Here is a 12,111-nt window from a genome sequence, read left to right as displayed (position 1 = left end):
GGCGCGTCACCTCAGGCCAGCAGGAACAGCTTCTCCAGCTGGTCCTCCTTCAGGTCAGAGCCAATGACGCACAGACGGCCAGTGTAGTCGGCAGCGCCCTCCCGGATCTGGAACTCCTCGGGCACCAGGTCGAAGTGCAGCCAGGTCTGGCCGTCGTCGCAGGGGACCATGCCCTTGGCGCGGAGGATATAGCCATAGTCCTCCGTCATAGCCAGGGCGGACAGGGCCTCCTGCAGCTCCTCGCGGCTGTACTTACGGGCGGTCTCCCGGCCCCAGGAGGTGAACACCTCGTCGGCATCATGGTCGTGGTGGTGGTGGTCGTGGCCGCAGCAGCAGTCGCAGGTGCAGCAGTCCCCGTGGTCGTGGTGATGTTCATGCTCGTGTTCATGCTCGTCGTGGTCGTGGTCGTGGTGGCACTCATGGTCGTGGTCGTGGTGGTCGTGCTCGTCGTGGTCATGGTCATGGTGGTGGTGATGCTCATGGTCGTGGTGCTCATGGGCGATCTCCTCCATCAGCTCCTCAGCCAGGGAGTGACCGCCCTCCATGGCGGAGACGATCTGCTCGCCGGTCAGCTGGTCCCAGGGGGTGGTGAGGATGGCGGCCTTGGGGTTCTTTTCCCGCAGCAGGCGGACGGCGGCGTCCAGCTTGGCCTGGTCCATGTTCTGGGTGCGGGAGAGGAGGATGGCGGAGGCGTGCTCCACCTGGTTGTTGAAGAACTCGCCGAAGTTCTTCATATACACCTTGGCCTTGGTGGCATCCACCACGGTGACAAAGCTGTGCAGGTGCAGGGCGGGGGTGGTCTTCTGCACGCCCTCCACGGCGGCGATCACGTCGGACAGCTTGCCCACGCCGGAGGGCTCGATGATGATGCGGTCAGGGGCATAGTCGTCCAGCACCTTCTTCAGGGCTGCGCCGAAGTCGCCCACCAGAGAGCAGCAGATGCAGCCGGAGTTCATCTCGGTGATCTCCACCCCGGCATCCTTCAAAAAGCCGCCGTCGATGCCGATCTCGCCGAACTCGTTCTCAATGAGGACCACTTTCTCGCCCCGGAAGGCCTGGTCCAGCAGCTTTTTGATGAGGGTGGTCTTGCCGGCCCCCAAGAAGCCGGAGATAATGTCGATCTTGGTCATAGTTGTCATATCCTTTCTGAAATCACACGGCCCGCACCCACGGAGGGGGGACCGGAGGGGTCAAATAAGAGAAGTGCTCACTGCCACAGCATGTGCAGGCTGTTCATCACGGCGTACAGCATCCCGGCGGCAGTCTCCCGGGTGGCCAGGTCCTGGGGCCGGAGGTCGCCAACGAAAGCGCCCAGTTGGTCCATGATCCAGGCGGGCTTTTGGGCCCAGGGGGAGAAATCCTGAACGTCGGCCAGAGAGATGTCCGTCTGGCTGTTCAGCTCCTCGGCCTTCATGCTGGCCCACACGGCCACCGAGGACAGGATGGCGGTCATCTGCTCATAGGTGATGGTGTCGTCCGGGCGGAAGGTCCCGTCCCCCATGCCGGAGACAAAGCCCCGGGCGGCCATGGCGGACACGGCCTTGGCATACCAGGCGTCGTCGGCCACGTCGGAGAAGGACAGGTTCTGCCCCTGGGGCAGGCCCAGCACATTGGCCAGCATGGCGCAGAACTGGGCCCGGGTGATGGGCGCTTCGGGGCGGAAGGTGCCGTCCTCATAGCCCTCCAGCAGGCCGAAGGTGCTCAGGGTGTCGATCTCGGCGGCAAAGGGGCTGTCTGCCGCATCGGCAAAGGTGCGGGCGTGGAAATTGAGGCCCAGCTCGTCGGCCAGCTTGGCGGGGGCCACGGCGTTCCAGCCGCTGTTGCGCTCCCCCTCGTACAGGGCGGCGGAGGGGGGCAGAGCCTCCAGCAGCTCGGTAAAGGCGGCCCGGTTGTCCCCGGACAGGGCCTCGTCCCGGCTGATATAGAAGGTCCAGCCCGCCAGCTCCAGCTTATAATAGCCCGCATTGCGGCTGGGCTCCGGCTGGGTGAGGAGCATGGCGGCGGTTTTCGTATTCTCCTTGGACATCACCAGAGTGGGGATCACGCCCATCCACTGGTTGGTGGCGCCGTCGGGGGAGTAGAAGCGATAGACGGTGATCTTCATGGCATCCCCGTCGTCAAACAGCTTTTCGGTGTTGGAGCTGTTGTAGATCATCTGGGCGATGCCCTTGCCAAAGGTGGTCTGGCCGATGGCGATGCCAAAGCCCAGGTCCCGGGCATCGGCAGAGAACAGTTCGGCCCCGCTGGCGGAGTAGTCGCTGGTGAGGATGATGAGGGGCTTGTCCGTCAGGTCGGGGCAATACTGGGTGGTGCCCACAAAGCGATAGTTGCCGTTGGCGTCCCGGAAATAGACCATGATGTCGCTGCCCACAAACAGTCCGGCGGACACGGCAGCGGCATCGCTGTCACCGCCGGGATTGCTGCGCAGGTCCATGATCCAGGCGGACACCTCCGGCTCCAGCTTGGTGAGGGCCTCTTCGATGGTGTCCCCGGTGGAGTCGCCAAAGCTGATGCACTCGATGACCCCGGCGCTGCCCTGCTTGTCATAGGTGACAATGGGGACGACCACCGTCCGGCGCTGCATGGTGAACGCTTTCACCTGGCCGTCGGAGCGGCGGATGGTCAGGGTGACGGTGGAGCCCTCCTTGCCGGTGACGGTGCTGCGCACGTCGGTGGTGGCAGTCATGGCCACGCCGTCCACGGCGATGATCCGGTCTCCGGCCTGGAGTCCGGCCTCCTTGGCGGGGGAGTTGGGCAGAATCGATAAGACCAAAAAGCCGTCGTCATAGGCGGTCTGCACCGTGATTCCCACGCCCACCAGGGTCTCGCCGTTGACAGATTGGGTGAACTGCTCATACTGCTCGGCGGTCATGTAATAGGTGTAGGGGTCGCCCAGGGCAGCCAGTATCTCATCCAGGGAGTCCAGGGACAGGACGCTCTCGGGGATCTGGTCCACATAGTGGTCCCGCAGCAGCTGCCGGGCCTCGTCCAGGGTGAGGGCGGCGGCGGGAGCGGCGGACAGGGAGAAGGTGAGGCTGAGAGCCAGCAGAGCGGACAGAAGTTTATGTTTCATGGCGTTCTCCTTATGGACACACGCCGGATGCCGAAACGGCACCCGGCGTGTGAAACATGATTACAGCTTGGTGGTGCGGTGGGTGATCTCGTGGCGCTTGGGGCCGGTGGAGACCAGGGTGATGGGGTGGCCGATGTGGGCCTCCAAAAAGTCCACATAGCCCTTGGCGTTCTCGGGCAGAGCATCATAGTCGGTGCAGCCCCGGATGTCACAGTTCCAGCCGGGCAGCTTTTCAAACACAGGCTTGGCCCGCATCAGGTCGGGGGTGGTGGGGAACTTGTCGGTGATCTGGCCGTCGATGTCATAGCCCACGCACACGGGGATCTCGTCCAGATAGCCCAGCACGTCCAGACAGGTCAGGGCCACCTGAGTGGCGCCCTGGACCATGCAGCCGTACTTGGTGGCCACAGCGTCGAACCAGCCCACACGGCGGGGACGGCCAGTGGTGGCACCGAACTCGCCCTTGTCGCCGCCCCGGCGGCGCAGCTCGTCCCCGGCGTCCCCCAGGACCTCGCTGACGAAGGGCTCGGTGTGGGAGCCCACGGAGGAGGAATAGGCCTTGGTGACGCAGATCACATCCTCCATGGCGGTGGGGGGCACGGGAGCGCCCACGCAGCCGAAGCCGGCCAGGGTGTGGGAGGAGGTGGTCATGGGGAAGATGCCCAGGTCGGGGTCCTTCATAGAGCCCAGCTGGCCCTCCAGCAGGATGGTCTTGTTCTGGGCCAGGGCCTCGTGGATAAAGCTGACCACGTCGCCCACATAGGGGCGCAGCTGCTCCCGCAGAGCCAGCAGCTGGTCCATCAGCTGGTCCACATCCAGGGCGGGCTTGTGGTACAGGTGCTGGAACAGCACGTTCTTCAGGGTGACGGCGGCGGTGAGACGCTCCCGCAGCCGGTCCTCGTGGAACAGGTCGCACACCTGGATGCCGATCTTGGCATATTTGTCGGAATAGAAGGGGGCGATGCCGCTTTTGGTGGAGCCGAAGGCCTTGCCGGCCAGGCGCTCCTCCTCATAGCCGTCCTGCAGGACGTGATAGGGCATCAGCAGCTGAGCCCGCTCGGACACGATCAGGTTGGGGGAGGGCACGCCCTGGTCGGTGATGGACTTCAGTTCGGCCACCAGCTTGGCGGCATCCAGGGCCACGCCGTTGCCGATGATGTTGGTGATGTGGGGATAAAAAGCGCCGGAGGGGAGGATGTGCAGAGCAAAGCGGCCATAATCATTGATGATGGTGTGGCCCGCGTTGGCTCCGCCCTGAAAGCGGATGACCACGTCGGACTGCTCGGCCAGCATATCGGTGATCTTGCCCTTGCCCTCGTCGCCCCAGTTGGCGCCCACGATCGCTTTTACCATATGTTACCTCCGTAGGCCGGGATTCGCAACCGCCTGAGCGGATTTGCCTTATCCGGCGCATAACGCAACGCATATATTATACTGCGTTTTCTATTGGCTGACAAGGGGACAGCCCATAGAAAAAACGTAGAAAATCCTGCTTTTCCAAAGCTCCGCAGTCATTTGGAGAAGCGGCGGCGATAGCCGCACCGGCGGCACAGCTCCTCGGCGGCCTGGCCCTGGGAAAAGCCGTTGTAAATGGCCCGGGCCCGGGGAGAGGACAGGATGTCCTCCAGGCTGCTTTCATACAGGCTGCCCAGGGGGATGTCCCCCTCGTGGTCTAAGCAGCAGGGGACCACCGTGCCGTCCCACAGCACGCCGATGTGGTCCCGCAGCCCCTGACAGAAGCCGGACTGCCCCTGGTCGTCGGCGTTCAGATCGGGCCATTCAAACCGCTCACCCCACTCCAGATAGACCTGGGGGGCCAGGGTGGTGCCCTGCCAGCCCTCCTTCCAGGGCCGGGGGAAGGCCTCCTCCAGTCGGCGGAGGATCTGTTCGTTGCAGAAGTTGGCCCCCTGGGTGTGTTCACCGTCCAGATTCCACAGTCGCAGGGCGCACCGCTTGCCCGCCTGGGCGGCCCGCCGGGCAAAGGCGATGCAGCTGTCCAGATAGGGCAGCAGCTGCCCCTGACCCTCGTTCCCCTCGAAGGAGTGGAGGGAGATGCTGACCTTCCGCACTGCGGGGCTTTGGCACAGCAGGCCGGCCCGCTGGGGGAGCAGGGTGCCGTTGGTGGTGAGATTCACCTGAAAGCCCAGCCCGGCGGCCAGGTCCAACAGCCGGGGCAGCTGGGGGTGGAGCAGGGGTTCCCCCATGAGATGGAGGTAGAGATATTCCGTGTGGGGCCGCAGCTTTTGGGCCAGAACAGAAAAGTCCTCCGGGGACAGAAAGCCCTGGGGGCGGCGTGTGCCGGGGCAGAAATCGCAGCGCAGGTTGCACACGTTGGTGATCTCCAGATAGACCTTTTTCAACTGATACATGAGGGGCAGGCTCCTTTGGTGTGAAAGTAGAAACAGACACCGCAACCAATGCCACTGGGTCCAGGTCACTGTCATTGCGAGGAGGGCAACGCCCGACGTGGCAATCCGTCCTTTCGTCCAGAAGAGAACGTATCCCCACGTCGCTTCGCTCCTCGGAATGACAGAACTGGTCAGCCTTTATGACATGAGCGCCACGGTGTCTGCCATTTCAAATTTTATAGAGTTCAGCCCTGGCCGTAATAGGCATTTTTGCCGTGCTTGCGCAGATAGTGCTTGTCCAGCAGGACCTGCTGCATGGGGCCGTGGCCGGGGTTGAGCATCAGGGCGTGGTAGTTCATAAAGGCGACCTCCTCCATGACCACCGCATTGTGGACGGCGTTCTCCGGGTCAGTACCCCAGGAGAACACGCCGTGGCTGTGGACCAGCACGCCGGGGATGGCCATGGGGTCCTTGCCCTGGAAGGTCTCGATGATCACGTTGCCCGTCTCCAGCTCATACTCCCCGTGGATCTCCTCCTCGGTCATCTTCCGGGTGCAGGGGATCTCGCCGTAGAAATAGTCCCCGTGGGTGGTGCCCATGGCCGCAATGCCCACGCCCGCCTGGGCGAAGCTGGTGGCCCAGCGGCTGTGGGTGTGGACCACGCCCCCCAGATCGGGGAAGGCCCGGTACAGGGCCAGGTGGGTGGGGGTGTCGGAGGAGGGCTTATAGCGGCCCTCCACCCGCTCGCCGGTCTTCAGGTCCAGCACCACCATGTCCTCGGCGGTCATGGTGTCATACTCCACGCCGGAGGGCTTGATGACCACCAGACCCTTCTCCCGGTCGATGCCGGAGACGTTGCCCCAGGTGAAGGTGACCAGGTCATACTTGGGCAGCAGCAGGTTGGCCTGGCATACGTTTTCTTTCAGTTCTTCCAGCATAGCGCTCACTCCATCGTATCCAAAATCTCGCTCATCTTGTCATGGGCGAAGCAGATGTCCGCTTTCCACTCCGGCTTGCCGGTGTCCCACATCTCGGTGACGAAACGGCGCACCCCCAGCTGCCAGCCCTTGCGGATGACGGCGGGGAAGTCCACATGGCCGGTGAGGAAGGGGATCTCCCGGAACTTTCCGGGGACGGTCTCCTTCAGGTGGATGGCCACCAGATGGCCCCGGCCCGTCTCCAGGTCGTCCAGTACGCTGGTGCCATAGGTCTTGGCGGCGTTGGTCAGGTTGCCCACGTCGGGATAGACGCCCAGATAGGGGTTGTCGATGAGGTCGACATACTTCATGCTCTTGGCCACGGTGTTCATAAACTCGGTCTCCATGGTCTCAAAGCCCAGGACCACCCCGTGGACGGCGGCCATCTCCACCGCCTTTTTCAGGTTGTCGGCAAAGTCCTTCCGGGTCTGCTCAGATCCCTCCTCGTAGTACACGTCATAGCCCGCCAGCTGGATGACCCGGATGCCCAGGTCGTCGGAGAGCTGAATGGCCTTCTCCATGATCTCCAGGCTGCGCCGGCGCACGGCGGGGTCGCTGGCTCCGAAGGGATATTTCCGGTGGCCGGACAGGCACATGCTGCGGATGGGCACGCCGATCTTCTGCATGGTCTCCCGCAGCTGGGCGCGCTCCTGGGCGGTCCACTCCAGCCGGGCCAGGCGGGCGTCGGACTCGTCGATGCTGATCTCCACAAAGTCATAGCCGCAGTCCCGGGCGCACTGGAGCTTCTCCTCCCAGTTCAGAGCGGAGGGCATGGCCTTTTCGTAGAGGCCGATGTGATATTTCTTGTTTCCCAAGGTGATCTCTCCCTGTCAGATTTTTTCCACCGCGGTCCGCTCCACGTCCAGCCCCTTGTCATAGGCGGCCAGATAGCGGGCAAAGCCCTCCACCTCGGCGGGGTCGGGCTGGGCCGTGGTGATCTTGGCGTGGACAAAGACCCGCTGGCGCAGGAACTCCTCCAGGGGCAGCTCATGCTCGTCCATAAAGGCGGCCAGCAGGGCGATGCCATAGGGGCCGCCCTCTCCGGCGGTCTCCATGCAGGTGATGGAGGCGTTGCAGGCGGCGGCCAGATAGCGCTGGGCCACGCCGGGGGTCTTGAAAATGCCGCCGTGGCCGGTCATGCTGTCGATCTTCACCTGCTCCTCGGCCAGGATGTCCATGCCAAGGCGCATGGTGGCGATCTCCGCATAGACGCTGCTGCGCATGAAGTTGGCCAGGCTGAAATGGCTGTCCGGCTTGCGCACCACCAGGGGGCGGCCCGCGTCCAGGTGGGTGATGCCCTCGCCGGCCATGTAGTTATACACCAGCACGCCGCCGCAGTCGGCCTCCCCCTCCAGGCTCTTCTGATAGAGTTTGGTGAAGACCTCGCCGGCGGACACGTCGCAGCCGAACAGGCCCAAAGTCTCCCGCAGCAGGCCGATCCAGGCGTTGATGTCGGAGGTGCAGTTGTTGCAGTGGACCATGGCCACGTCCTTGCCCGAGGGGGTGGTGACCACGTCGATCTCAGTATAGACCTTGCTCAAAGGTTTTTCCAGTACCACCATGGCAAAAATAGAGGTACCGGCGGATACATTGCCGGTGCGGGGGGCTACGGCGTTGGTGGCCACCATGCCGGTGCCCGCGTCGCCCTCCGGGGGGGCGAAGGGCAGGCCCACAGGCAACAGGCCCTTTATCCAGGCAGAGCCCTCTGCCGTCAGCCGTCCCGCGTCCTGCCCGGCCAGCAGGACCCGGGGCAGCACGTCCCGGATGTTCCAGGGCTGATCCCGGGTGAGCTGCTCGAACTTTTTCAGCATCTCCTCATTCCAGTTGCCGGTGGCGCTGTCGATGGGGAACATACCGGAGGCCTCGCCCACGCCCACCACGTTTTCTCCGGTGAGCATATAGTGGACGTAGGAGGACAGGGTGGTGATGTGGGCGATCTGGCTGACATGGGCCTCGCCGTTCAGGATAGCCTGATACAGGTGGGCGATGCTCCACCGCTGGGGCACGTTGAACTGAAAGAGCTCTGTGAGCTGCTCCGCTGCATCGGCGGTGATGGTGTTCTGCCAGGTGCGGAAGGGCACCAGCAGGTTCCAGTCCTTGTCAAAGGCCAGATAGCCGTGCATCATGCCGGAGATGCCGGCGGCGGACAGGCCCTCCCGGTCCTTCAGCTGGCTGAGTACCTGGCACAGGCCCTCCCGGGCGTCCGCCAGGTCATAGGTCCAGATGCCGTGGTCATAGGTGCTCTCCCACTCAAAGTCCCCGGACTCCACGGGGGCAAAGCTCTCGTCGATGACCACGCCCTTGATGCGGGTGGAGCCCAGCTCCACGCCTAAATATTTTTTCACAGTCGTTTCCTCCCTTGTTGGGGATTTTAAGCCCGTATGTTAAGCAGGGTCCTGGACGATGTCCAGAAACTCTGCCTGGAGCAGGCCGTTGGAGCAGCAGATGTCGCTGTTGAAGGGCAGCTTTGGGTCCTGCCCGGCGCAGTCGGACAGCTTGCCCCCGGCCTCGTGCAGGATGACGCTCCCGGCGGCATAGTCCCAGGGCTTGAGATTATACTCCACATAGCAGTCCGCCCGGCCGCAGGCCACCCAGCACAGGTCCAGCTCTGCGCTACCCAGGCGGCGGATGTCGGCGCTGCGCTGGAAGATGCGCTTGACCATGTCGAACACCCGGTCCGTCTTCTCCCGCTCATAGGGGGAGGTGCCCACGATGACCAGGGCCTTTTCCATTTCGCTCATGTCGCTGACGTGGATGGGCCGGCCGTTGAGATAGGCCCCCTTGCCCAGCTCGGCCACGAAGGTCTCCTCCCGGAAGGGGTTATAGCAGCAGCCGAACACCAGCTTCTCCCCGTCCCACAGGGCCAGGGCCACGCAGCTCTGGTGGCAGTCGTGGATCAGGTTGGTGGTGCCGTCGATGGGGTCTAAGATCCAATAGGGCCGGGCGGGGTCCACGTTCTGCATGTGGTTCTCCTCGGCGAAGAACTGGATGTGGGGATACAGCTGGCAGAGCTTTTCCTGCAGATAGGTCTGTACTTCATAGTCCACGGCGGTGGCAAAGTCGGACCGGCCCTTTTGGGTGATATCCCCGGCCTTGTGCCGGTCCATCACCAGGGGGCGGGTGGAGTGGATCAGGTCAATGACGGCCCGATATTCAAAATGTTGATACAAAAGAATCCCTCTTTGCTGTTTTCTAAACCGGGTGATCGGTCTGGTTCAGCCCATAACAGGCCGAAATGGGACAAAATCTGCAAGAGGTCCGGGAGACCGGGACCCCTTGCAGATCGTTGTCAGATGTATTACTCCTTGAACAGGCCAAGGAAGATCGCAATGATGTTCCAAATGGAGCCCCAGATCTGCCAGGCCAGGACAAGCAGGATGACTACGGATAAAACGGTGGCAAAAGTCGTCATAACACTTGCTCCTTACTTCTCTTTGATGCGGGCACCGGTCTCCAGGTCGAACAGGTGGGTCTTGTCCCCCCGGACCTCCAGCTTGATGATGTCCCCGGCGCGGTAGCGGGTCTCGTCTGCGGTGATGAGCATCAGCAGAGACTCGCCCACGCTGATACCGATGCGCCGCTCGTCGCCCAGGTTCTCGAAGGTGGTGATCTTCTCAGGCGTACCCTGGGAGTCCGCACCGCCCACCAGCACGTCCATGGGACGCACGCCCATCTTGCACCGGAAGCCGTCGCTGACCACGCTGTAATACCGCTTGGGCACGGCGATCTTCAGGTCGCTGTCCTGGAAGGTGAAGAAGAAGTCGTTGTCGATCTTCACGGTGGTGGTCTCCAGAATGTTCATGGGGGGGTCGCCGATGAAGGAGGCCACAAACTCGTTCACGGGGTCGTCATACACCTCGGCGGGGGTGCCGTACTGCTGGAGCACGCCGAAGTTGATGACGGCGATCTTGTCGGCCAGGGACATGGCCTCCAGCTGGTCGTGGGTGACATAGACGGTGGTGCACTTGATCTTGTGGATCATGCGCTTGATCTCGGTACGCATGGCCTGGCGGGCCTTGCCGTCCAGATGGGACAGGGGCTCGTCCATCAGCAGCAGCTCCGGCTCGCGGATGATGGCCCGGGCGATGTTCACCCGCTGCTTCTGGCCGCCGGAGAGCTTGACGGGCATCTTGTCCAGCAGGTCGTCGATCTGCATCAGAGGGGCGATCTCCCGCACCCGGCGGTCGATCTCTGCCTTGTCCACCCCCTTGGCCCGCAGGTTGAAGGCCACATTGTCATACACGGTCAGAGGGGGGTACATGGCGTAGTCCTCAAAGGCCAGGCCGATGTGGCGGTCCTTGGGGTGCAGGTCGTTCACCCGGCGGTCCCCGATGTAGATGTCGCCGTCGGTGATGTCCTCCAGACCGGCGATCATCCGCAGGGTAGTGGTCTTGCCGCAGCCGGAGGGGCCCAGAAAGGCCACGAACTCGCCCTGCTCACACTCCAGGTTCAGGTCCTTTACGGCGAAATCATTCACCGTCTTTTTCTTCTTGCCGCTGTTTTCATATCTCTTGTAGAGATGGCTTAACGTCAAACCAGCCATAACTTACGCCTCCTCGTTGGCCAGGGCGCGGTAATCCGCCTCGGCATAGCGCCCGACAAAGTTTTCGCTCTGTCCGTCAAAGAACATGGCGTGGCCCACGTCGGGCTTGACATAGACCGCCTGGTCGATGTCCACATGCAGGCCGTTGGGCGCGATCATCCGCACCTGATAGCCGCCGCACTCGGCCACGATGACCGACTTGTTGCCGATGCTCTCATAGCTGTAGACGGTGGCCTTGAAATAGCCCTCGGCAGGCTCGAAGCGGTAGGCGATGTTCTGGGGCCGCAGACCCATCTCCAGAGAGACCTCGCCCAGCTGGTCCAGCTTGGCGAACAGGGGGGCATCCTCGGGCATGGGGAGGGCCACCTCCTGGCCCAGGACGTTGATGACGAACTGGCGCTGACTGCCGTTTACCATCATCTTACCGGCGATGATGTTGATCTGGGGCTCGCCCATCAGCTGGGCCACGAACTTGTTGCAGGGCAGGTAATAGATCTCGTCGCCGGAGCCCACCTGAACGATGCGGCCCTCCTTGACAATGGCGATGCGGTCGCCCAGGGCCATGGCCTCCAAAAAGTCGTGGGTCACGTAGATACAGGTGGAGCCCAGATCGGCCTGGATCTTCTTCAGCTCGGTGCGCATGGAGTTGCGCAGCTTGGCATCCAGGTGGGCCAGGGGCTCGTCCATCAGGAACACGTTGGGGTTGCGCACCAGGCTGCGGCCCATGGCCACACGCTGCTTCTGACCGTTGGACAGCTGGCTGGGCAGGCGCTCCAGCAGGTTCTCCATCTTCATGATCTTGGCGGCCTTGTACACCTTTTCTTTGATGGTGGCCTCGTCGGTCTTATAGAGATTGCTGCGCAGGGCTGCGGCCATGTTGTCATACACGGTCATCTGGGGGTACAGGGCGTAGTTCTCAAAGGTCATGGCCACGTTCCGGTGGGCGGGGTCCACCAGGTTCATGATCTCCCCGTCGAACTTTATCAGGCCCTCCTCGGGCAGCGTGATGCCGGCGATGCAGTTGAGCATGGTGGTCTTGCCTGCACCGGCGGGCCCGAACAGCACGAAGAACTCGTTGTCCTTCACGTCGATGGTCACGCCGTCCAGGGCGGTCACCTTGCCGAACTTCTTCTTCACATTTTCCAGTTGAATTCTTGCCATAATCGCACC

Annotated in this window: 10 protein-coding genes; all 10 read right to left on the bottom strand. The window is 62.7% G+C overall.

Features of this window, described 5'->3' with window-relative positions; genetic code table 11:
- Window positions 1-11 precede the first annotated feature (11 nt).
- The 10 genes from H8S55_RS01005 to H8S55_RS00960 all read right to left on the bottom strand — a co-directional run bounded on the left by H8S55_RS01005 (window position 12) and on the right by H8S55_RS00960 (window position 12,102).
- Window positions 12-1,130, bottom strand: coding sequence for a CobW family GTP-binding protein (locus H8S55_RS01005; RefSeq protein WP_186877433.1), 1,119 nt, complete (start codon window positions 1,128-1,130; stop codon window positions 12-14).
- A gap of 77 nt (window positions 1,131-1,207) precedes the next feature.
- A complete protein-coding gene (locus H8S55_RS01000; protein WP_186877432.1) occupies window positions 1,208-3,073 on the bottom strand; it encodes a S41 family peptidase in 1,866 nt (621 codons plus the stop codon).
- Window positions 3,074-3,133: 60 nt separating this feature from the next.
- On the bottom strand, window positions 3,134-4,426 hold the full coding sequence (locus H8S55_RS00995; protein WP_186877431.1) for an adenylosuccinate synthase: 1,293 nt from the start codon (window positions 4,424-4,426) through the stop codon (window positions 3,134-3,136).
- A 158-nt stretch (window positions 4,427-4,584) separates the two neighbouring features.
- Window positions 4,585-5,442: a radical SAM/SPASM domain-containing protein gene (locus H8S55_RS00990; RefSeq protein ID WP_186877430.1), complete on the bottom strand. Its 858-nt coding sequence runs from the start codon at window positions 5,440-5,442 to the stop codon at window positions 4,585-4,587.
- 224 nt (window positions 5,443-5,666) lie between these two features.
- On the bottom strand, window positions 5,667-6,359 hold the full coding sequence (araD, locus tag H8S55_RS00985; protein ID WP_147560508.1) for an L-ribulose-5-phosphate 4-epimerase: 693 nt from the start codon (window positions 6,357-6,359) through the stop codon (window positions 5,667-5,669).
- Window positions 6,360-6,364: 5 nt separating this feature from the next.
- A complete protein-coding gene (locus tag H8S55_RS00980) occupies window positions 6,365-7,213 on the bottom strand; it encodes an L-ribulose-5-phosphate 3-epimerase (RefSeq protein ID WP_279287386.1) in 849 nt (282 codons plus the stop codon).
- A gap of 15 nt (window positions 7,214-7,228) precedes the next feature.
- Window positions 7,229-8,743: a xylulokinase gene (locus tag H8S55_RS00975; RefSeq protein ID WP_186877429.1), complete on the bottom strand. Its 1,515-nt coding sequence runs from the start codon at window positions 8,741-8,743 to the stop codon at window positions 7,229-7,231.
- A gap of 39 nt (window positions 8,744-8,782) precedes the next feature.
- Window positions 8,783-9,568: an inositol monophosphatase family protein gene (locus H8S55_RS00970; protein WP_186877428.1), complete on the bottom strand. Its 786-nt coding sequence runs from the start codon at window positions 9,566-9,568 to the stop codon at window positions 8,783-8,785.
- Window positions 9,569-9,822: 254 nt separating this feature from the next.
- On the bottom strand, window positions 9,823-10,941 hold the full coding sequence (locus H8S55_RS00965; RefSeq protein WP_147560500.1) for an ABC transporter ATP-binding protein: 1,119 nt from the start codon (window positions 10,939-10,941) through the stop codon (window positions 9,823-9,825).
- 3 nt (window positions 10,942-10,944) lie between these two features.
- Entirely contained in the window at window positions 10,945-12,102 is a 1,158-nt protein-coding gene (locus tag H8S55_RS00960; RefSeq protein WP_147560498.1) for an ABC transporter ATP-binding protein, read from the bottom strand.
- Window positions 12,103-12,111 lie beyond the last annotated feature (9 nt).

Origin of the sequence: Flintibacter faecis (assembly GCF_014287875.1) — a bacterium.
Taxonomy (GTDB): domain Bacteria; phylum Bacillota; class Clostridia; order Oscillospirales; family Oscillospiraceae; genus Lawsonibacter; species Lawsonibacter faecis_A.
Note: the sequence above shows the minus strand (reverse complement) of the source record. Positions and strands in the feature narration are given on the sequence as shown.

Excerpts from the sequence above, each read along its gene's own strand:
- H8S55_RS01005 (WP_186877433.1), bottom strand. The coding sequence starts at position 1,130 with ATGACCAAGATCGACATTATCTCCGGCTTCTTGGGGGCCGGCAAGACC.
- H8S55_RS01000 (WP_186877432.1), bottom strand. The coding sequence starts at position 3,073 with ATGAAACATAAACTTCTGTCCGCTCTGCTGGCTCTCAGCCTCACCTTC.
- H8S55_RS00995 (WP_186877431.1), bottom strand. The coding sequence starts at position 4,426 with ATGGTAAAAGCGATCGTGGGCGCCAACTGGGGCGACGAGGGCAAGGGC.
- H8S55_RS00990 (WP_186877430.1), bottom strand. The coding sequence starts at position 5,442 with ATGTATCAGTTGAAAAAGGTCTATCTGGAGATCACCAACGTGTGCAAC.
- araD (WP_147560508.1), bottom strand. The coding sequence starts at position 6,359 with ATGCTGGAAGAACTGAAAGAAAACGTATGCCAGGCCAACCTGCTGCTG.
- H8S55_RS00965 (WP_147560500.1), bottom strand. The coding sequence starts at position 10,941 with ATGGCTGGTTTGACGTTAAGCCATCTCTACAAGAGATATGAAAACAGC.
- H8S55_RS00960 (WP_147560498.1), bottom strand. The coding sequence starts at position 12,102 with ATGGCAAGAATTCAACTGGAAAATGTGAAGAAGAAGTTCGGCAAGGTG.